The sequence below is a fragment of the Actinomycetota bacterium genome, assembly GCA_040881665.1.
Taxonomy (GTDB): Bacteria; Actinomycetota; UBA4738; order UBA4738; family HRBIN12; genus JBBDWR01.
Map to the genome: position 1 here is coordinate 445740 of JBBECT010000005.1, position 19986 is coordinate 465725.

The window sequence follows — 19986 nt, forward strand, 5'->3', positions numbered from 1 at the left end:
TCGCACGCCGACCTCTGGGGAGATCCCCACGATCGCTGCGGTCCCCCGGGCCGGTCAGCTCCCCTGGAACCGAGGGTCGCGCTTGTCCAGGAACGCGCGCATCCCCTCTCGTTGGTCGCCCGTCGCGAACAATCCGATGAAGGCCTCACGTTCGGCCGCCAGGCGCCGGGACGCCTCCGGGTCGGCGGCGACAGAGCCCTTGATCGCCGCGATCGCCTGCCGGGGTCCCTCGGCGAGCCGTCGAGCACGTTCGACCGCGGCCTGATAGGTCCGGGTGGGAGACACGACCTCGCTCACCAGGCCGATCGAGAGCGCTTCGGCCGCGTCGACGCGACGGCCCGAGAGCATGAGGTCGGTCGCCCGCGCGACCCCAACGACCCGCGGCAGCCGCACCGTGCCTCCCGCCCCGGGCATCACGCCGATCAGCACCTCGGGCTGGCCGAACATCGCGTCGCTCGCCGCGATCCGAAGGTCACACGCCAGAGCGATCTCGCATCCTCCACCCAGGGCGAACCCGTTCACCGAGGCGATCGTTACGACGGCCGACGCCTCGAGGCGGATCAGTGCGTCGCCAAGCGCCGAGACGACGGGACGAACGCCGTCGGGGTCCAGCGATGCCATCGACTTGATGTCCGCGCCCGCTGCGAACAGGCTCGGACCACCCCAGACGACGATCGCTCCTACGTCCGCGTGTGCGCCAGCCTCGCGAACCGCCTCGTCGAGCTCCCTGCCGACCTGTTCGTCGATCGCGTTCGCGGGAGGCCGATCGAGTCGGATCGTCCCGACCCCCCGGTCGACTTCCAGGTGCACGTACTCCCCCACGGACGCAGAGCCTACCCCGCGTGGGGGCCGATGTGGGAGGCCACCCGCGCGAGCCCCTCCCGCAACGGCGTCATCGCGATCCCCAGCAGTTCGGCGGCATCCCGGAGTCGCGGGTCGGGCACCACCGGAGCGGCCAGGAGCTCGAGCGCGGCGGGAGCGACCGGGCGGCCGAGGAGGTCGGACAAGGTGGTGCGGGCCTGCATCGGGTCGAGTGAGCGCACGTCCGGCCGGCCCGAGATCATCCTCCCCAGCTCCGCGGCCGTGACGCGGTGGGGACCGGACAGGGTCAGCGGCCCCTCGACCGGCGTCTGCCGGTCGTCCATCGCCGCCAAGGCCGCTGCGACGTCATCGACGAACACGGGAGTGACCGGTCGTGACGGCTCACCCACGATCGCGGGTGGGTCGAGCTCGGCCAGGAGCACCGTCGCCGTGAACCAGAATCCGCCGGGCCCGTAGATCGGCGCCGTTCGGAGCACCGAGTACTCCAACCCCGACGTCGCCACGAGGTGTTCGGCTCGTCCCTTCGCCCGGAGGAACGGATTGGGGGATTCGGGGGCGGCGCCGAACGCCGAGAGCAGCAGGATCCGGCGAACGCCGACCCTCGTGGCGACCTGCACCACACGCTCGGCGGATGCCCGGCTCGAGGCATCGTAGGCGTGCTCATCGGGCTCGTTGACCCCTCCCACCAGGTGACACACCGTTTCGGAACCGCGCAGCACGGCCTCGAGGGTCGCGACGTCGTCGAGCTCGCCGACGGCCACTTTCGCCCCCGCGGCCCGCGCGGCATCAACGGCCTCGGGCCGGCGCACGAGGGCCTTCACGGACGGGTCACGAGCGGCCACGCTCGCCACCACGGCCGGGCCCACCACCCCCGATGCCCCCACCACCGCAACGCTCATCGCGGCAGATGGTACGCGCGCCCGGAGCCCGTCCCGCGGATCCCTCGCATCTGCGGGAAGCACTTGCAGATGCAAGGGCGCTGGTAGCATCGCCGCCATGGCCACGACCACGATGCCGCCCGGAGACGTGATGGACCTGCTGCGCAGCCGCGGACTCCGCATGACCCCCCAGCGCCGCGCGATCGTCGCCGAGGTGATGCGTACCCAGGGCCACATCTCACCGACCGCGATCGCCCGGAAGGTCCAGGGCGAGATGCCCGGCGTCAACGCCTCGACCGTCTACCGGACACTGTCGCTGCTCGAGGAGATCGGCGTGCTGTCGCATTCCCACCTCGAGAGCGGAGCCGAGTACCACCGCGCCGAGGAAGCCGAGCATGTGCATCTGACGTGCTCGAGGTGCGGTGCCGAGGACGACCTCTCGATCGACGAGGCCCGCGCCCTCCACGAGGTGATCGAGCGCCACCACGGGTTCTCACCCGACCTGACGCACTTCGCGATCAGCGGACTGTGCGCCACCTGCCGCACCCGCTCCCAAGAGCGAGCGGCGGCGGGCGCCTGACCCGCGTCGTTACGGGGCCGGCGGGGTCGCGATCCGGCTGTCGGCCCAGGGCGTGCTGGTCAGCTGCTTCTTGTGCTTGCCCTTCTGCACGTCCATCGCGAACAGTTGCACCCGGCCCTCGGAGAGCCCCTCGAACACGACCCGGTGACCCCCGGGCGAGAACCGTCCGAAGATCTCGTCACGCGAGGTGTTGTCGACGATCTTCTGATCGAGCCCCTGCGGCGAGACCGTGTAGAGATGCGCCTTGCCGTCCTTCTCCTTGATGAAGAGGATCCGCGAGCCGTCGGGGGACCAGTCGCAACCCGTCTCGGCTGCCGGCGCGGCGACGATCGGACGCCGGTTCTTGCCGTTGGGTTCACTGACGAACACGTCGCTCTCGGTCGGCGTAACGCGAGTGAACATGATCTGGGTACCACCCGGGCTGAAGACCGGGTAGCGCTCGTCGACGCTGTTGTTCGTCACGCGCCGCTGCTGCTTCCCATCGACGCGGATCGTGAACAGCTCCGAGCCCTTCGGAAGATCGCGTGCGAAGATCAACCGGCCGCTGCTGGGTCCCCAGGCCGGCCACAGCTCGTCGTGTGGTGTGTTCGTGATGCGCTTCGGCTTCGAGCCATCGGCGTTCGACACGAACAGCTCGAGGTTGCCTTCCTTGCGAGCGACGTACGCGAGCTTCTTGCGACTCGGTGACAGCCGTCCCGCATACGCGGCCGGAGGCTTGCCATCGGTGATGTTCGTCCGCTTCTTCCCCTCGAAGTTGACCGTGAAGATGTCGGAGACCTCTCGGCCTTCCCTCATCGCGATCCTCGAATACGGCACCTTGTTCGGTTCGCGCGGATAGGTCGCACCCGCCGGAGCGGCGGCGGCGATCAGCCCCGTCACGAGGATGCCACCGAGAACGGCCCTGCGGAGGAACGGTCTGCCCACGTGCATCACAGCACCTTCCAGAACTCTGCGGACCGGGCTGCCCCGGCCGGGTTTCGCTCTTCGGGAACGATACCTTCCGGCGCGCGGAAGCGCCAGCGGACGAAGGGCTGATGCGCGTCGCGGCACGCGCTCAGGACGAGCGCGGGATCCCACCGAGGCGATCGGAAACCGACGAGGGAACGAAACCGAACGGCAGCTCCAGGCGGTTGGCCGCCATGAGGGCCTCGTCGCCCAGGATGTCGATCGTGCTGCCGTCGGCCACGATCCGCCCGGCGTTCATCACGACCGACCGAGGACAGAGCTCGAGCGCGTATGGCAGGTCGTGGGTCACCATGAGCATCGTGATCCCGAGCGACAAAAGGATGTCCGCGAGCTCGCGCCTGCCGGCCGGGTCCAGGTTCGAGGACGGCTCGTCGAGCACGAGGATCTCCGGGCGCATCGCGAGGACAGTGGCGACCGCCACGCGACGTCGCTGTCCGAAGCTGAGGTGGTGGGGGGCACGATCCACATGTTCTTCCATCCCGACCGCAGCCAGGGCCTCGAGGACGCGTTCCTGGAGATCGTCGCCGCGCAGTCCCAGGTTCGCCGGACCGAAGGCGACGTCCTCCCGGACGGTCGGCATGAAGAGCTGATCGTCCGGATCCTGGAACACGATCCCGACGCGCCGACGGATCTCCACCAGGTGTTCGCGCTCCACGGAGAGCCCTCCGACCTCGACGCGGCCCGCCTGGGTCGCGTGCACGCCGTTGAGATGGAGCACCAGCGTGGTCTTGCCCGCACCGTTGGGACCGAGCACGGCGACGCGTTCCCCCGCATCGACGTGCAGGTCGACGCCGAACAGAGCCTGGTGCCCGTCCGGGTAGGCGAAAGCGAGTCCGGACACCTCGAGTGCGGCGGCGGTCATCGGGTCCCCCACCAGGCGACGAGGGCAACGAGAGCGGCCATCCCGGGCAGGCTCAACGACACGACCCAGGCGGACGTGTTCGCACCGTCCGCCCGGCCGCCGGGCATCGACCCCGTGTATCCGCGCGAGAGCATCGCGAGGTACACACGCTCCCCGCGCTCGTACGAACGGATGAACAGGGTGCCCGCGGACGACGCGACGGCCCGCGCCTGCCAGATCCATCGCCCACGGAACCCGCGCGATTCACGGGCGACGCGCATCCTGCGCATCTCGTCGCTGATCACGTCCCCGTAGCGGATCATGAACGACGCGATCGAGGTGAACGCGCGCGGAACGTGGAGCCGGTCGAACCCTCGGAGGAACTCCGGCATCGTCGTGGTCGACGCCACGACGATCGAGATACCGAGCCCCAGCGTCGCCTTCGCGGTGATGTTCCACAGCCCCCACAAGCCCTCCACCGAGAGGGACATCCCCGCGACGTCGACGCGCTCGCCTTGTCCCACCAGTGGCAGGAACAGTGCGAACGCGATGAACGGCAGCTCGAACGCCAACCGCCGCAGCACGAACGTCACCGGGAGGCGAGCAACCGCCATCAGAGCGACCACCGCCACCGCGTACAGACCGAACGCCCAGAACGCCTCGCGCGGTGTGGCGACGACCGCGACCACGAACAGGAACTGCGCGGCGAGCTTGCACTCGGGCGGGAGTCGGTGAAGCGGGGTGTGCCCGTGGACGTAGAGCGCGTGGGTGTGCGCTCCGCTCATCCGAACCTCCTCACCTATACGGTCGGAGCGCGCGACGGCGGAGGGAGATCGCCCCGACGACCGCGGATCGCGCGCAGGGTCCCGAACAGCAGCAACCCGACACCGAACGTGATCGCCACACCGATGATCCCGGACAGGCCTGTGCTCAGCGACTCGTCCTCGACGCCCTCGACGGCGTAGTCCGCGAGCGGCCCCTCCCCTCGGTCGTGCTCCTCGGCGGTATCGTCGAAGCCCTCGTCGATCGCGACCTTCTCGAGCCCGTCGGGAGACCCGCTGGCGCGCGGGCTCACGAAGAACGCCAGTCCGAGGGCGACGAGCACACCACCCGCGACGAACAGCGCCAGGTTCTTGCGATCCATGGTCAGTTCCCTCTCTGACTCGCAGGGTGCATCGCAGGGTCGAGGGTGAGCGGTTTCAGCAGATCCCGGGCGCCGTACACGAGATCGGGCCGGACGGCGAGCACGGCACCGACGGTGAGCGCGGTGATGATGCCCTCGCCCACCCCGATCAGGGAGTGCACACCGATCATCGCGACGAACACGGCCGACAGAGGGGCCGCGCCCACGCCACCGAGCGCGTACTCGATCCAGAATCCGGTCGCGGCGAACACGACCGAGAGCGCGGCGGCGATCCCGGCCGCGCCGACGACCATCGGGCGCGTGGACGGCAGGAGTCTGCGCAACCACGCGAACACGACGTACCCGCCGAGCGTTCCGATCAGCGTCATGTTCAACACGTTCAGCCCCAGGGCGGACAGCCCCCCGTCGGCGAAGAAGAGCGCCTGCACGAAAAGGACGAGCGCGACGCAGAGCGCGCCGGTCCACGGACCGACCAGCACCGCCGCCAGAACGCCGCCCAGCAGGTGTCCGCTGGTCCCCGCGGCCACAGGGAAGTTCAGCATCTGGACCGCGAAGATGAACGCCGCGACCAGGCCGGCCATCGGGGCCTGTCGGTCGTCGAGCTCCTCGCCCGCCTTCTTCAGGCAGACACCGACTCCGCACGCGGCGACCACCCCCGCGCCCACGGACACCCCCGCGTTGATGAAGCCGTCAGGGATGTGCACCGGTACCTCCTCGTTCGCGTCGACTTGCAGATGCAACGACATGCAGGACGTGCTCGAAGGAACGGTATCGGGGCGATCCGGGAGCGTCAAGGGAGCCGAGCGCGGAGCCTGGACGCGGCCCCGTACGGATCGACCGCGCGCGCGCGGAGATCCTCGAGCAGACCCGGATCCTCATCGAGCAGCCGCTCGACCTGCGGGCGAACCGATCCCGCCACGAGGTTCTCGACCTCACGCCGGAGGCGGAGCACCCGCGCCGGTTCGACGGCGTCGTGCTCCTCCAGATGCGCCCGGTGGAGCCCGATCGTGTCCCAGAGCGAGTCCATGCCGTCGCCCGCGTGGCTCGAGACCTCGAGCACCGGGGGCATCCATGCGGGACGCCCTCCGAGACGCAGCATCGCCTCCAGGTCGCGCACGGTCTGATGCGCTCCCTCGAGGTCCGCCTTGTTGACGACGAAGACGTCGGCGATCTCGAGGATCCCCGCCTTGGCCACCTGGACGGCATCCCCCCACGCCGGCTGGACGACCACGATCGTCGTGTCCGTGGCCGTCGCGACATCGAGCTCCGCCTGGCCGACCCCCACCGTCTCCACGACGAGCAGCTCGGCGCCCGCCGCATCGAGGATGCGTACGGCCTCCGGTGCCGCGAGGGCCATCCCGCCGAGGTGTCCCCGCGCGGCCATCGATCGGATGAACACCTCGGGGTCGGTCGCGTGCTCCTGCATCCGGACGCGGTCCCCCAGTAACGCCCCTCCGGAGAACGGAGAGGAGGGATCGACGGCGAGCACCGACACCCGTCGCCCACGTCCGCGACCGGCGCCGACGAGTCCGTTGGCCAGGCTCGACTTGCCGACCCCCGGCGCACCGGTCAGGCCCACGGTCCAGGCCGAGCCGGTGTGCGGGAACAAGGCGGCGGAAAGCGCCGGGAGCTCCACCGCGCCGTCCTCGACGAGCGACACGGCACGGGCGATCGCCCGCGGCTGCCCGGAGAGAACCCCTTCGACCAACGCGTCCAGGTCCACGACGGGCGACAGCCTACCCGCCGCCCGGTGCGGCTCCGGGAACCGCGGCGAGGGCGTCGCGCAACGATCGGCACACGTCTCGTTGCGCCGCGACCTCGGGCGGCTCCGTACTCCCCTCGGCCTCGCCCGAGTGCACGATCCCCGACCGCGTCCGAACGACCGCGAGGTGGAGCTGCTCGCGATGGAGCCGGTGCAGGATCGCCGCGGCGCGATCTCCGGCGCGTGCCCGCATCCGGCGCCGCGTACGCCGGCGCCTGCGCGGGTCCTCGATCGTGGCGAGCTCCGCGGCCGACAGCGCCGGTCCGCCGACCTCGGGTCCGAGGGCCTCCCGCAACCACCGCCGCTCCCTGCCGAGCGCCAGCACGACCGCCACCACGACGAAGGCGAGCAGCGGAACACCTTTGACCGCCGTCGCGATCGGTACCAGGAGCCAGCCCGCCCCGGACGGTTCGGCCGGCAACAGGTCGAGCCACGGCGAGTTCCACGCGACGTGGCCGAGGATCCCCACCGCCGTGAGGCCGGCGAGCACCGCCACCCGCCGGCCGAGCGGGGCGTCGCGGCGGTGCGAGACGAAGTAGCCGATGCCCATCCCGACGAGTCCCGTGTACAGGACGTGCCCGTAGAGCCCGCTGGAGATGACCCGAACGAAGAAGCCCTGGAGCACGCCTTCGGTGGTTCCACCGAAGACGCCGACGAAATAGAACACGTCCTCGACGATCGCGAAGCCGAGGCCGCAGACGGCCCCGTACACGAACCCGTCGAGCACGTCATCGATCTGCTCGCGCGCGATCAGGAACACGAGCACCACGCCGGCGCCCTTGATCGCCTCCTCGACGAACGGCGCGGTGAGTGCGGCCGTCCAGTCGGCCGCGAACTCGGGACCACCGGCCCGGGCGACGACGAGTCCCCAGCCCGCATTCGCGATCCCCGACAGCTGGGTGGCGATGACGGCGCCCCACACGAACGCGGCGACGAGGTAGCGCGGCGGTTCCCGCTCATAGAGATCGAGCGCGTAGAGGACGAGCCCCACCGGCAACGCGTACAGGACCAGCAACCCCCAGGACAGGGCCCAGCCGCCCGGCGACAACTGCGAGATCGCGCTCTGATCGCGAACGGCGAGCACCCCGGTGACAACGAGCAGCCCGAGGAACACGAGCAGCGCCGGCCCCCGGGTTCCCCGGTCGACGGCGCGGACGAACGCGGATCCTCGGGTCGTGGTCGCCCCCGGCATCTCAGACGATCTCCGCGGCGTCTTCCATCGTGTGCGCGTCGACGAGGCTGAACCCGAGCTGGCCTTGCGGAGCCCACGCGTCGAACACCACACCGGCGCCGCTCCCGGCGACGGTCACGGTGACCTCACCCTCGATCGGTGACCCGCCGCGCGAGAACACGCCGACGTAGGAGAACCGTGCGGCGTCCCGCCCGCCGGCGAGCGCGACGAGCTCGAGGCCGGACGAGACCGAGAGTCGCTGTGCCTGCGGCTCGAGGACCTGTTCGACGAACGTCGCACCGAGCTCGACGAGCCCTCCCGGGACCGGATCGATCACCACGACGTCGAGGTTGCCGGTCCCTCGTGTCAGGCTCACACCCTCGGCCCGCCCGGATCCCACATCACCGGAGAACGTGTGTGCGACCTCCCACCCGGACAGCGGCTGCACGGCGACGGTGCCGGCGACCGCGATCGGAGGACCCGCCGGCCTCTGGAGAGCGGCGGCGACGAGGTACCCGCCGAACACCGTGAAGGCGAGGATCGCCACGACCACGATCGAGGGCCACCATCGACGACGACCTGCCGCACGCTGAGGACCGGGGCCGGTCGTGGAAGGCGGCTCGGTTCCCGTTCCGTTGACCGGCGTGCTGCCGGCGCTCACGGGCGCAGCACGACCTTCGTCGCCTCGTGTGCGTCGAACGCCTCGTACCCGCGACCCGCGTCGTCGAGCCGAAACCGGTGGGACACGAGCGGTCGCGGATCGACGGCGCCGTCGACGAGGTTCCCGAGTGCGCGTTCCCACCAGGCGTGCACGGGGCACGGTCCCATGAACCGGAGGTCCAAGGCTCGGGCCCACCAGGCTCCGAGCTGGGCGTCGATCGTCTCGCCCGCATACATCCCCGCGACCACGACCCGTCCCCCGCGCCGCACGACGTCGAGCGCCGTCTCGAACGCATCCGGGTGCCCGACGCACTCGATCCCGACATCGACACCCCGATCACCGGTCGCGGCGGCGGCGGCCATGTGCGGATTACGGGCACGTACGTCGACCGGTTCGGCACCGGCTGCGGCGGCCAAGTCGAGCCTGCCGGACACCCGGTCGAAGGCGAGGATCCGCTCCGCCCCGCGCAGCCGCAGACTCTGCACCACGAGCACACCGACAGGTCCGCACCCGACCACCGCCACAACCTCGCCGTTCGCGGGATCCGCGATCGCAGCGGCACCGGTGGCCGTCGCGAGCACGTCTCCGACGAACACCCCCGCCTCGTCATCGATCTCGACCGGGAGCGCCAACAGGTTCACGTCGGCGACGGGCACACGGACCCGCTCCGCCTGGGTTCCCGGGAGGCTGCCGCCGAAGGCGCCCGCCCCGAGGATCCGGCTCTGCTCACACAGCTGCGTCTGCCCCCGCCGACAGAACCAGCACGACCCGCACGCGATCGCGAACGACACGGCGACCCGGTCTCCCGTCCCGAACCGCCGGACGTCGGGTCCGACCTCTTCGACGATACCCACCGCCTCGTGCCCCATGACGTCGCCGTCCTCGAGCGGCGCCTTCCCGTTGAAGAAGTGCAGGTCGCTGCCGCAGATGCCCGTCGCCTCGACCCGGATCACCGCGTCGCCCGGATCGAGGAGCTCGGGCGCGGGAACGTCACGCAGCTCGACCCGCCCCGTTCCCGCGAAGACCACCGCTCGCACCGTCCTGGCTCCTCGCTTCCTCAGGCCGGGTCGCCCAGGAACTCTGTCGGAACGGTTCCGGTGAGCCGGACGAGCTCGTTCGCGGCCCGCACGTAGCGGACGATCGTCGCGAGGTTCCCCCGGACCTTCAACTTGCCTTGCATCATGGCCTTGATCGGATCGAGGTCGCCCTCGAGGATCGATCGCCACCGGGAATAGGGAGCGCGGATCACATAGGGCGCTCGCCCGCCCTCCTCGGCGTCGACGATCCGAGCCTCGCGACACGCCCCGTGCCACAGGTCGAGCAGCGCCCACACGTCATCGGGAACACCGCGGTCGGGCTCGGCCTCGAACACGAACGCGATCGCCCCCTCCCACGTCGCGGCCGCCGAGCGATAGGCCTCGGAGGCGTTGATCGCGTCGGCGAACCCGTCGATCCACGCGGCCGATGGGAAGATCGCCATCCCGTCGTCTCCTTCCCGCGCTCGCTCGCGATCGCCCGTCGTGGCTCAGAGCTCGGCCAGGATCACGATGATCCCGATCAGGTTGAACATCACGTGGGCGGCGATCGGCGCCACCAGGTTCCTGCGCATCTCGTAGACGATCGCGAACCCCATCCCCACGACGGTGAGCGGGATCTGCAGGACCAGGTTGTCCAGGACGTTTCCTTCGACCCCGAAATGCACCAGGCCGAAGGCCAGCCCCGAGAGCACGACGCCGAGGACGAGCCCATATCGGTCGCGGATCGATCGGAACAGCAGGCCACGGAAGACGAACTCCTCCACGACGGGCGCGACGATGCACACGAACACCACCGCGAGCACGGTGCCGCTCGAACCCAGATCGGATGGAAGTTGATCGGGCTGAACCACCTCGTCACCCGAGACCATCGACAGGAGCTTCTGCACGACCACGCCGACGATTCCTCCCACGAACAGGATCACGAGAGCGGAGACGAAGCCGGCGGTGGTCTCCTTCGCGAGAGCGTCCCGCCTCGGGAACCCCATGATCCGGCGCCAGGTCGGGTGGGCTCGTTGGAGCCACACGAGCAGCGTCGCGAGCAGCACGAGATCGATCACGATGCTGGCCGCGATCAGGGCGACACCCTCGCTGCCGGACAGGGCGATGATCGGCAGGCTGGCGATCGACCCGAGCACGAAGGCGCCGATCAGGTAGGCGAGCACGACCTCCCACCACCGCCATGTGGCCGCCGGCCAGTCCAGGTCGGGTCGTTCGGGCGATCTGCCGGGATCCGGATCGGATCCTCGCGGGGGACGGCGAGGAGGAAGGCCGGGAGCGGGCGGCGTGGGCTCGGGGGGCACGGGAGGCAGATCACTCATGGGCTGGCCCTATCTTGGCTGCCCGCGAGGGGAAGCGACACGTAGAACAGCGCCCCGAGCCCCAGCGCGAAGAACATCCCTGAAGCACCCGCGCCCGAGTCCTCGACCACGTAGGCGACGACCCCCGTCAGGGCCAGGGTCAGGACGAGACAGCGAAGGAGGGGCTCGGCCCAAAAGGCGGGCGCGATCGAGCGGGTCGGCCGCGCGGCGAGCACCGCCAGCACGACGGGACCGACCGCGGGGATCCAGGCGGCCGGCGACGCGAGGAGCAGCTCGAACCCGACCTCGAGACGGTCGGCAACGACATCGAGCGGACCCCCGAGACTCCCTTCCGCGAACCGGGTCCCATGGGTGGGTGTGCCGGGGGCGAAGCGGTGGATCGCGAGGAGCAGCGCCGTTCCCGCGATCGTCACCCCCGCCACGATCGCCAACCCCCGCAGATCGAGTCGTCCCCGGAGGCGGAGCACCACCCAGAGCCCCAGGGCAGCCGAACCAGCCACGGCCGCGCCGATGTTCGCGCCCGTCCACGGGAGACCCACCAAAAGGATCGCACCCACCAACACCGTCGCTCCCCACCGGATCGACAGACGAGTCGCGGCGTACCCGCCGGCTCCGATCACGACACCGATCAGCACGTTCGGCATCCCGAAGAAGCGCCCTCCATCGAGCTGGGATCCACCGACCAGGGGCGTGAGCGCTGCGCTCCATCCGAGTGCCGCCTCCACGAGCGCCAGGACCAGGACCCCTGCGCCGAGCGCCGCGATCGGGGCGAAGGCGCCCCGCCGGGCGAGCGGCACGAGCGCAGCCGTCCCGACGATCGTCACCACGGCGAGGAACGGCACGACGGTCGCGTACGTGAGCGTGGACAGGTGCCCGGCGGCGTACATGCCGACAACGAGCGGGACGACCGCCAGGCCCAACCACCGGAAGCGACCGACGACAGCGTCGGGAACCCGGTCGGGACGGCGAGCCCGTAGGAACATCAGCGCCGCCAGGAGCAGCCCGGCGATCAGCACGCCGGCCCACGCCGCGGCCTGGACGGGCACGCTCAATCGGCGCATCTGGAGGTACCGCTGGTGCAGCGCGATCGGGGCACCCTCATCGGTTTCCTCCACCGGCGATCCTGGAAGGCTCGGGGAGAACGAGAGCGCATCCTCGATCGTCGGCACCAGATCCAGGCTCGAAACGACACCGACCCTGCGGGTGGAATCGGAGGTCAACGCCCGCGGGTTCCCGCTCCCCCACCGGTTCCCCGAGAGTCCGACGACGAGGGGGAGGATCGCATCCTTCCGCTCGCTCATCGCCGGCGACGGCGCCGCCCCCACGACGACGACGAACTCGGTCTGGATGTCGTCGGTCGCTCGGCCGATCGTGGCTCCCACCGTTCCCACGGAGCCGCCGTGCTCCACCACGACCACCTGATCGCCCACGGGGGAACGGACCAACCGCTCGAGCTGTTCGTCGAGCGGCTCCTGCGGAACGAGGAGCGCCGCTCCCGAGGGCTCGGCCAGGGTCGGTTGCTGTGAGGCGAGCTGACGCAATCGGGGAACCTGGATCGCATCGGAGAAGCTCACACCCCGGACGACAACCACGACGGCCTCCGTGACCGGCTCGCCGGCTCGTGCGGGTGCCGCGGTGAGGAGGATCAGGCTCGACGCGACGACGAGGGCTCGGAACGCCCCCCGGGTCACGACAACGCGGGGACGGCCGATCGCTCGCGCCGGACCTCGGCGCCGAGGGCGGACAGCTTGTCCTCGAACCCTTCGTAGCCGCGGTCGACGTGATACACGTCCGAGATCTCGGTCGTGCCGTCCGCGCCGAGTGCGGCCAGAACCATGGCGGCTCCCGCGCGCAGATCGAGCGCGCGGACGGGCGCGGCGGACAGCCGATCGATGCCCTTGATCACCGCATGATGACCCTCGGTTCGGATGTCGGCGCCCATCCGGGAGAGCTCGTCGACGAACATGAACCGACGCTCGAACACGTTCTCGGTCGCGATGCTCGTCCCCTCGGCGGTCGCGAGCATCGCCATCAACTGCGGTTGCAGGTCGGTGGCGAACCCCGGGTACGGGAGGGTCACGAAGTCGACGTGGCGAGGTCGGTCGTCGATCGCGACGCCGACGCCGTCGGGGGTTGCGAGGATGTCGGCTCCCGCGTCCGACAGCTTGGAGAGCACGAGGTCGAGGTGGTCGCTGCGCGCACCCTCGAGCAGCACCTCGCCGCCGGTGATGCACGCCGCGATCGCGAAGGTTCCGGCTTCGATCCGATCCGGGATCACCCTATGATCCACGGGGCGCAACGCGTCGGTCGATCCCGTTCCCTCGATCTCGATCGTGGTGGTGCCCGCACCGTCGATCTTCGCCCCCATCGTGCTCAGGAACGACGCGAGATCGACGAGCTCCGGCTCGCGCGCCGCGTTGTCGATCACCGTCGTCCCCCTCGCGGTGACCGCGGCCATCAACAGGTTCTCGGTCGCGCCGACGCTGGGGAAGTCGAGCGTGATCATCGCCCCGCGCAGCCCGTCGGTGCGACCCTCGAGGAAGCCGTGTTCCTGGGAGAAACTTGCTCCCATCCGCTGGAGCCCCTTCAGATGCAGGTCGATCGCGCGGGAGCCGATGTTGCAGCCGCCGGGCATCGCGACCCGTGCGCGGCCGCGGCGCGCCAGCAACGGACCGAGCACGAGGATCGAGGCGCGCATCCGGCGAACCAGCTCGTAAGAGGTCTCCACCGTGGTCAGCGTCGAGGTATCGACGGTCACGGTCATGCCGTCCCACGCGAGCCGCGCGCCCAGGTGCTCGAGCACCTCACCCATCGTTGCGCAGTCCTGGATCCTCGGGACGTTGCGCACGACGGATCTGCCCTCGGTCAGCAGCGACGCCGCGAGCAGTTTCAGCGCGGAGTTCTTGGCGCCGGAGATCGAGACGGAACCGGTCAGCCGGGCCCCGCCGGTGACGAAGAGTCGGTCCATATCCTCAGGATTGTAGGCGGGCGGAGCAGCTCCGGGCCGCAGGTCGGCGTGGTGTTCCGGTGACCTCACGCTGGGGTGGCGGAACGCCCGGAAGCGGCGGCGAGCTGCGCACGGGCTCGGGCAAGCCGGGCTCGGGCGGCCTCGTCGCCGTCCTCGGCCGCCCGTTCGAGCTCCGGGAGGGCGGCCTGGATCGGCACAGGATCGATCTCATCGGAGGCCACCGCCTGCTCGGCGAGCACGTCCACGCGGGTCGCGTCACCCTCGCTCGTCACGTGCATGAAGCCGCCATCCACGACGACCACGTTCTCCGGCGCGCCCTCGCGTTGGATCCGGAGCGGGCCGACGGCGAGCGAGACGAGCATCGGGATGTGGCCCGCGAGGATGCCCACTTCGCCCTCGACCCCGCGAGCGATCACCATCGAGGCCTCGCCCGACCACAGCTCCCGCTCGGGAGTGACGACGCGGACGGTGAGCGCCACCTACTCCGCGCCCACCTTCGCCAGCTCCTTCGCCGCAGCCTCGGCCTCCTCGATCCCACCGACGAGGAGGAATGCTTGCTCGGGCAGGTGATCGTACTCACCGTCGCACAGCGCCTTGAACGAGGAGATCGTCTCGTCGAGGGGAACGTACTTGCCGGGGATCCCGGTGAACTGCTCGGCCACGAAGAACGGCTGCGACAGGAACCGCTGTATCCGCCGCGCGCGGCCGACGATCACCTTGTCCTCCTCCGACAGTTCGTCGACCCCGAGGATCGCGATGATGTCCTGCAGGTCCTTGTTGCGCTGAAGGATCTCCTGCACCCGCCGGGCGACCGTGTAGTGCTCGTCGCCGACGTACCGTGCGTCGAGGATGCGCGAAGTGGAATCGAGCGGGTCGACCGCTGGGTAGATGCCGAGCGCTGAGATCTCGCGCGAGAGCACCGTCGTCGCGTCGAGGTGCGCGAACGCGGTGTGCGGCGCGGGGTCGGTGATGTCGTCGGCGGGCACGTAGATCGCCTGGAGCGAGGTGATCGAGCGGCCCTTCGTCGAGGTGATGCGCTCCTGGAGCTCGCCCATCTCGTCGGCGAGGGTCGGCTGATACCCGACCGCGCTCGGCATCCGGCCGAGCAAGGTGGAGACCTCCGACCCCGCCTGCGTGAACCGGAAGATGTTGTCGACGAACAGCAGGACGTCCTTGCGCTCGACGTCGCGGAAGTACTCCGCCATCGTGAGCGCGCTCAGCGCCACCCGCAGACGCACGCCCGGGGGTTCATCCATCTGTCCGAAGATCAGCGCCGTCTTGTCGATCACGCCGGACTCGGTCATCTCGAGGAACAGGTCGTTGCCTTCGCGGGTGCGCTCCCCCACCCCGGCGAACACCGACACACCGCCGTGTTGCTCGGCCTGCCGGCGGATCATCTCCTGGATGATGACCGTCTTGCCGACCCCCGCGCCGCCGAACATCCCGATCTTCCCGCCCTGCACGTACGGCTCGAGCAAGTCGATGACCTTGATCCCGGTTTCCAACATCACCGACTTCGGCTCAAGCTCGTCGAACGGCGGCGGCTCGCGGTGGATCGGCCAGTAGTCGCTCGGATGGATCTCGTCCATCGTCGTGTCGAGCGGCTGACCGAGGACGTTGTAGACGTGACCCAGGACACCCTCCCCCACCGGGACGGTGATCGGCTGGCCGAGGTCGAACACCGGCGATCCTCGGACCATCCCGTCCGTGGGCTTCAACGCCACCGTCCGAACGATCGAGTGGCCGAGGTGCTGCGCCACCTCGCAGGTGATCGTCGTCGTCTGATCGCCGATCGTGACGTCGACCGTGAGCGCGTTGTTCAGCTCGGGGAGCTCGTTCGGGGGGAACTCGACGTCCACCACCGGCCCGATCACGCGGACCACACGGCCCTGGGCGGTTGCGTTGCCGTTGTCGCTCATCGGTGTCTCCTCACTCCCCGGATGCTTGCTTGAGGGCCTCGGCCCCGCCGACGATCTCCATGATCTCGGTCGTGATCTCCGCCTGGCGCGCCTGGTTGGCTTCGCGGGTGAGCGACTTGATCAGCTCTTCCGCGTTCTCGGTCGCGGCCTTCATCGCCCTGCGGCGTGCGGCGTTCTCCGACGCCGCGGACTCGAGCATCGCGGCGAAGACCTTCGTGATCACGTAAGCGGGAAGCAGGCGTTCGAGGATCTGCGCCGGCGCAGGCTCGAACTCGTACTCGGCATGCGGCTGCCCGCCTTCGCCGGAGACCTCCTCCGGAGCGATCGGCAGGAATCGGGCGTCGGTCGCCCGCAGCGTGAACATCGACCGGAAATCGGTGTACACGACGTGGAGCTCGTCGATCGTCCGATCGGCGAACGCCTCGATCGTCGCGCGGCCGATCTCCTGGGCCGCCTCGTAGGGCGGAACCTCGCTCACGTCGAGCCAGGTGCGCTCGATCGGCTGTCCCTGGAACCGGAAGTAGGCCTGTCCCTTCTTGCCCACGACGTAGAGGACAGGCCGCAGGCCGCGGCTCTTGATCCCCCGGATCCGGTCCTCGGCGCGTCGGAGCACGTTCGTGTTGTACGAGCCGGCCAGGCCCCGATCGGAGGTCAGCACCAGGACGGCCGCCGCCTTCGGATCCGGACGTTCCTCGAGGAGGGGGTGGGCGACCGAACCGGTCTGGCGAGCGACGTCCTCCATCGCTTGGGTGAGCAGCTCCGCGTACGGGCGCGCCGCCTCGACCCGCTGCTGAGCCTTGGCGATCCGAGAGGTCGCGATCAGCTCCATCGCGCGCGTGATCTTCATCGTCGACTGGAACGAACGGATCCGTCGCTGGACGACACGGAGCTTGGCCCCCACTACGTCGCCGTTCCGTCTTCGTCGTCGGCCGAGGACATCCGATCCCACCCGACGTCGGGCTTGACCTCGTCCGGAGCGGTCCCCGCCGCCAGGGCCGCCTCGGTCGCCGAGGAGTCGTCGCTCGGGGAGAACAGCGCGGTGAACTCGCCGGCCGCCTTCGTGAGCGCCTCGACGACGGCGTCGTCGAACTTCCCCTCCGCGAGGGTGGCGAGCGTCTCTGTGTACCGATTCTCGACGTACGAGGTGAACTCGTCGACGAAGCGCCGGGCGTCCTCGACGGGAAGGTCGTCGAGGTGTCCTTCGGTCGCGGTCCACACGTGGACGATCTGGTGGGCGGGCGTGACCGGGGCGTACTGCGGCTGCTTCAAGATCTCGACCACACGCGCACCGCGGGTCAGCTGTTGCTGCGACGCTCTGTCGAGCTCGGACCCGAGCTGGGCGAACGCTTCGAGCGCTCGGTACTGCGCGAGGTCGATCCGCAGGCGGCCCGCGACCTTCTTCATCGCCTTGGTCTGTGCGTTTCCACCGACGCGCGAGACCGAGATCCCGACGTTGATCGCCGGACGCGTTCCGGCGAAGAACAGGTCCGGCTCGAGGTAGATCTGTCCGTCCGTGATCGAGATGACGTTCGTCGGGATGTACGCGGAGACGTCGTTCCCCTTCGTCTCGATGATCGGCAGTGCCGTCATCGATCCGCCACCGAGGTCCTCGGATAGCTTGGCCGCCCGCTCCAGCAGACGAGAGTGCAGGTAGAACACGTCGCCCGGGTAGGCCTCGCGGCCTGGAGGACGACGGAGCAGCAGCGACAAGGTGCGATACGCGGTCGCCTGTTTGGACAGGTCGTCGTAGACGATCAGGGCCGCGTCGCCCTCGTACATCCAGTGGGCCCCGATCGCCGCGCCCGCGTACGGCGCGATGTACTGGAACGGAGCTGGGTCAGAAGCCGACGCGTTCACGATGGTCGTGTACTCGAGCGCGCCGTTCTCACGCAGCGCCTCGACGACCTCCGCGACCGTTGAGGCCTTCTGCCCGACGGCCACGTAGATGCACTTGACCTGGCGGTCCGTGCCCCACAGCTCGCGCTGGGCGATGATCGCATCAATCGCGATCGCGGTCTTCCCCGTCTGCCGGTCACCGATCAGCAGCTGCCGTTGCCCACGACCGATCGGGGTCATCGCGTCGATCGCCGTGATGCCGGTCTGCAGGGGCTCGAACACGGGCTGGCGCTGGACTACCGTTGCCGCCTGGATCTCGAGGTTGCGAGTCTGCGTCGCGTCGATCGGTCCCTTGCCGTCGAGCGGCCGGCCGAGCGCGTCCACCACCCGTCCCAGGAAGCCGTCCCCGACCGGCACCGAGAGGATCCGCCCCGTCGACTTGACGGGATCTCCCTCCTCGAGGTGATCGGCCTCGCCGAGGATCACGCATCCGATCTCGTGCTCCTCGAGGTTGAGCGCGAGCCCGAGCAGGCCACCGGGGAACTCCAGCAGCTCGTTGGCCATCGCGCGCGGCAGGCCGGACACACGGGCGATCCCGTCGCCCGTCTCCATCACGCGGCCCACCTCTTCGCGTTCGACCGAGGGCTCGAAGCTCTCGACGTTCTCGCGCAGGGCGTCGGCGATGCTTGCGGGGTCGATGTTCAGGGCCATGGGGTCATCTGCTCCTTAGGGCGTCCTTGGCGTCCGCCAGACGCGTGCGCACGGTGCCGTCGATCACCTCGTCGCCGATCCGTACCACGGCGCCGCCGAGGACGGAGGGGTCGACCACGTTCTTCAGCTCGACCTGCTTGCCCGTCGAGGTGCCGAGCGCCTCGGCGAGCCGCTGCTGTCGCGCTGCATCGAGCGGCACCGCCGTGCGAACCTCCGCCACCACATGGCTGCGACGCTCGGCGCCGAGCTCGTTGGCCCGCTCGACGATCCGGGCAAGGTCGCGTCCCCGGCCCTGCTCCACGATCAATCCGAGGCCGCTGCGAGTCGCCTGGGACGCGTGATCGCCGAGGATCTCGTCGATCGTGGCGCGCTTGCGGTCGACCGGCAGGCCGGGATCGGTCATCGCCTCCCGGAGCTGGCCGTTGGACTCGACTGCCTTCGCGAACGCGAACAGCTCGTCCTCGACGCGCTCGGGATCCCCCTCGGTCTCCGCCAGCGCGACCAGCGCCTGCGCGTACCCCTGGATCACGTCGTCCTCCGCCACGGTCAGTTCCCGCTCCCGTTGCCGTTCCCACTGCGGGCGACCTGCTCGATGTAGTCGTCGATCAAGCGCTCGTGCGTGCTCCTGTCGAGGGTCTCGCCGACGACACGGCCCGCCAGCTCGACGGCGATGTCGCCTACCTGCGCCTTGAGCTCGGCGAACACCCGGTCGCGCTCGGCGCGGATCTCCTCGTTCGCCCGGTCCACGATCCCCTGCGCCTCTCCCTCGGCCTTGGTGTTGAGGTCCTTGCGCATCTGTTCGGCCGTGGCTCGGGCCTCCTCGATGATGCGGTTGGCTTCCTCACGGGCGTTGGCGAGCTGCTCGCGGTACTCGGCCAGCATCGTCTCGGCTTCGGTCTTCGTCGACTCGGCCTCTTCCATCTGGCCTTGGATCTTCTCCGCGCGGGCGGCCAGCATCGTGTTGATCTGCGGGAAGGCGAACTTCCACAGCACCGTGAACACGATCACGAACGCGATGCTTCCCCAGATCAGCTCTGGGATCTCAGGCAGGATCGGGTTGTGCTCCTCGGCGCCCGCCTCGGTGGCGATCAGGATCAGGGACAGCATGGGCAGCCCCTCCAGCTAGATGATGAACGAGAGGACGAAGCCGAACAGCGCGAGCGCTTCGACGAACGCGATCCCCAGGAACATCGTCGTGCGGACCATGCCGGCGGCCTCCGGCTGGCGTGCCATGGCCTCGACGGCCTTCCCGACGAGGAAGCCGATGCCGATGCCCGGGCCGATCGCGGCCAGTCCGTAGACCAAACCCTTGCCGATCACGCCCACATCGCCTTCCACGGCGGCGATCAGTCCCAACAGTTGCATCCGTTT

At 69.7% G+C, this 19986-nt stretch carries 22 protein-coding genes and 1 pseudogene; 1 reads left to right on the forward strand and 22 read right to left on the reverse strand.

From position 1 onward, the window contains the following. Positions 1-54 precede the first annotated feature (54 nt). Positions 55-822, reverse strand: coding sequence for an enoyl-CoA hydratase-related protein (locus tag WEF05_07890; GenBank protein ID MEX1101802.1), 768 nt, complete (start codon positions 820-822; stop codon positions 55-57). An 11-nt stretch (positions 823-833) separates the two neighbouring features. After that, positions 834-1721, reverse strand: a complete 888-nt coding sequence (locus WEF05_07895; protein ID MEX1101803.1) for an NAD(P)H-binding protein — start codon at positions 1719-1721, stop codon at positions 834-836. Between the two features lie 97 nt (positions 1722-1818). Here WEF05_07895 and WEF05_07900 point away from each other — a divergent pair, with 97 nt between their 5' ends. After that, a complete protein-coding gene (locus tag WEF05_07900; GenBank protein ID MEX1101804.1) occupies positions 1819-2280 on the forward strand; it encodes a Fur family transcriptional regulator in 462 nt (153 codons plus the stop codon). Between the two features lie 9 nt (positions 2281-2289). Here the strand turns inward: WEF05_07900 and WEF05_07905 are convergent, their stop codons facing one another. The 20 genes and pseudogenes from WEF05_07905 to atpE all read right to left on the reverse strand — a co-directional run bounded on the left by WEF05_07905 (position 2290) and on the right by atpE (position 19980). Beyond that, positions 2290-3210 carry a hypothetical protein gene (locus WEF05_07905; protein ID MEX1101805.1) on the reverse strand — a complete coding sequence of 307 codons (921 nt, stop codon included), beginning with the start codon at positions 3208-3210 and terminating at the stop codon, positions 2290-2292. 124 nt (positions 3211-3334) lie between these two features. Next, complete coding sequence (locus WEF05_07910) at positions 3335-4108, reverse strand: ABC transporter ATP-binding protein (protein ID MEX1101806.1); 774 nt, start codon at positions 4106-4108, stop codon at positions 3335-3337. Continuing rightward, positions 4105-4872, reverse strand: a complete 768-nt coding sequence (cbiQ, locus tag WEF05_07915) for a cobalt ECF transporter T component CbiQ (GenBank protein MEX1101807.1) — start codon at positions 4870-4872, stop codon at positions 4105-4107. Before cbiQ ends, WEF05_07910 begins: the two co-directional genes overlap by 4 nt. Before the next feature lie 14 nt (positions 4873-4886). Beyond that, positions 4887-5231 carry a PDGLE domain-containing protein gene (locus WEF05_07920; protein ID MEX1101808.1) on the reverse strand — a complete coding sequence of 115 codons (345 nt, stop codon included), beginning with the start codon at positions 5229-5231 and terminating at the stop codon, positions 4887-4889. 2 nt (positions 5232-5233) lie between these two features. Continuing rightward, on the reverse strand, positions 5234-5935 hold the full coding sequence (locus tag WEF05_07925; protein ID MEX1101809.1) for an energy-coupling factor ABC transporter permease: 702 nt from the start codon (positions 5933-5935) through the stop codon (positions 5234-5236). Positions 5936-6021: 86 nt separating this feature from the next. After that, on the reverse strand, positions 6022-6954 hold the full coding sequence (gene meaB, locus WEF05_07930) for a methylmalonyl Co-A mutase-associated GTPase MeaB (protein ID MEX1101810.1): 933 nt from the start codon (positions 6952-6954) through the stop codon (positions 6022-6024). A gap of 13 nt (positions 6955-6967) precedes the next feature. Beyond that, entirely contained in the window at positions 6968-8185 is a 1218-nt protein-coding gene (locus WEF05_07935; GenBank protein MEX1101811.1) for a PrsW family intramembrane metalloprotease, read from the reverse strand. 1 nt (position 8186) lies between these two features. Next, positions 8187-8825 (reverse strand): hypothetical protein, encoded by a 639-nt coding sequence (locus tag WEF05_07940; GenBank protein ID MEX1101812.1) that lies wholly within the window; start codon positions 8823-8825, stop codon positions 8187-8189. Then, complete coding sequence (locus WEF05_07945; GenBank protein MEX1101813.1) at positions 8822-9862, reverse strand: alcohol dehydrogenase catalytic domain-containing protein; 1041 nt, start codon at positions 9860-9862, stop codon at positions 8822-8824. Before WEF05_07945 ends, WEF05_07940 begins: the two co-directional genes overlap by 4 nt. Before the next feature lie 20 nt (positions 9863-9882). After that, positions 9883-10305, reverse strand: a complete 423-nt coding sequence (locus tag WEF05_07950; protein ID MEX1101814.1) for an SCP2 sterol-binding domain-containing protein — start codon at positions 10303-10305, stop codon at positions 9883-9885. 45 nt (positions 10306-10350) lie between these two features. Then, a complete protein-coding gene (locus WEF05_07955) occupies positions 10351-11181 on the reverse strand; it encodes a type II CAAX endopeptidase family protein (protein MEX1101815.1) in 831 nt (276 codons plus the stop codon). Further along, positions 11178-12872, reverse strand: coding sequence for a hypothetical protein (locus tag WEF05_07960; protein MEX1101816.1), 1695 nt, complete (start codon positions 12870-12872; stop codon positions 11178-11180). The genes WEF05_07955 and WEF05_07960 overlap by 4 nt, the downstream gene beginning before the upstream one ends. Further along, positions 12869-14149 (reverse strand): UDP-N-acetylglucosamine 1-carboxyvinyltransferase, encoded by a 1281-nt coding sequence (gene murA, locus WEF05_07965; GenBank protein ID MEX1101817.1) that lies wholly within the window; start codon positions 14147-14149, stop codon positions 12869-12871. The genes WEF05_07960 and murA overlap by 4 nt, the downstream gene beginning before the upstream one ends. Positions 14150-14214: 65 nt before the next feature. Then, a complete protein-coding gene (atpC, locus tag WEF05_07970) occupies positions 14215-14628 on the reverse strand; it encodes an ATP synthase F1 subunit epsilon (GenBank protein MEX1101818.1) in 414 nt (137 codons plus the stop codon). After that, complete coding sequence (atpD, locus tag WEF05_07975; GenBank protein MEX1101819.1) at positions 14629-16068, reverse strand: F0F1 ATP synthase subunit beta; 1440 nt, start codon at positions 16066-16068, stop codon at positions 14629-14631. Between the two features lie 10 nt (positions 16069-16078). After that, entirely contained in the window at positions 16079-16969 is an 891-nt protein-coding gene (locus WEF05_07980) for a F0F1 ATP synthase subunit gamma (protein ID MEX1101820.1), read from the reverse strand. 140 nt (positions 16970-17109) lie between these two features. Then, positions 17110-18615: pseudogene (atpA, locus tag WEF05_07985) on the reverse strand (F0F1 ATP synthase subunit alpha). Between the two features lie 4 nt (positions 18616-18619). Then, positions 18620-19159, reverse strand: coding sequence for an ATP synthase F1 subunit delta (gene atpH, locus WEF05_07990; GenBank protein MEX1101821.1), 540 nt, complete (start codon positions 19157-19159; stop codon positions 18620-18622). A gap of 2 nt (positions 19160-19161) precedes the next feature. Continuing rightward, positions 19162-19722: a F0F1 ATP synthase subunit B gene (locus tag WEF05_07995; GenBank protein MEX1101822.1), complete on the reverse strand. Its 561-nt coding sequence runs from the start codon at positions 19720-19722 to the stop codon at positions 19162-19164. Between the two features lie 15 nt (positions 19723-19737). After that, a complete protein-coding gene (gene atpE / locus WEF05_08000) occupies positions 19738-19980 on the reverse strand; it encodes an ATP synthase F0 subunit C (protein MEX1101823.1) in 243 nt (80 codons plus the stop codon). Positions 19981-19986: the final 6 nt, after the last annotated feature.

Bases quoted from the DNA above. Each gene is read 5' to 3' on its own strand.
- WEF05_07895 (MEX1101803.1), bottom strand. From the start codon at position 1,721: ATGAGCGTTGCGGTGGTGGGGGCATCGGGGGTGGTGGGCCCGGCCGTG.
- WEF05_07900 (MEX1101804.1), top strand. From the start codon at position 1,819: ATGGCCACGACCACGATGCCGCCCGGAGACGTGATGGACCTGCTGCGC.
- WEF05_07905 (MEX1101805.1), bottom strand. From the start codon at position 3,210: ATGCACGTGGGCAGACCGTTCCTCCGCAGGGCCGTTCTCGGTGGCATC.
- WEF05_07910 (MEX1101806.1), bottom strand. From the start codon at position 4,108: ATGACCGCCGCCGCACTCGAGGTGTCCGGACTCGCTTTCGCCTACCCG.
- cbiQ (MEX1101807.1), bottom strand. From the start codon at position 4,872: ATGAGCGGAGCGCACACCCACGCGCTCTACGTCCACGGGCACACCCCG.
- WEF05_07920 (MEX1101808.1), bottom strand. From the start codon at position 5,231: ATGGATCGCAAGAACCTGGCGCTGTTCGTCGCGGGTGGTGTGCTCGTC.
- WEF05_07935 (MEX1101811.1), bottom strand. From the start codon at position 8,185: ATGCCGGGGGCGACCACGACCCGAGGATCCGCGTTCGTCCGCGCCGTC.
- WEF05_07950 (MEX1101814.1), bottom strand. From the start codon at position 10,305: ATGGCGATCTTCCCATCGGCCGCGTGGATCGACGGGTTCGCCGACGCG.
- WEF05_07955 (MEX1101815.1), bottom strand. From the start codon at position 11,181: ATGAGTGATCTGCCTCCCGTGCCCCCCGAGCCCACGCCGCCCGCTCCC.
- murA (MEX1101817.1), bottom strand. From the start codon at position 14,149: ATGGACCGACTCTTCGTCACCGGCGGGGCCCGGCTGACCGGTTCCGTC.
- atpD (MEX1101819.1), bottom strand. From the start codon at position 16,068: ATGAGCGACAACGGCAACGCAACCGCCCAGGGCCGTGTGGTCCGCGTG.
- WEF05_07995 (MEX1101822.1), bottom strand. From the start codon at position 19,722: ATGCTGTCCCTGATCCTGATCGCCACCGAGGCGGGCGCCGAGGAGCAC.
- atpE (MEX1101823.1), bottom strand. From the start codon at position 19,980: ATGCAACTGTTGGGACTGATCGCCGCCGTGGAAGGCGATGTGGGCGTG.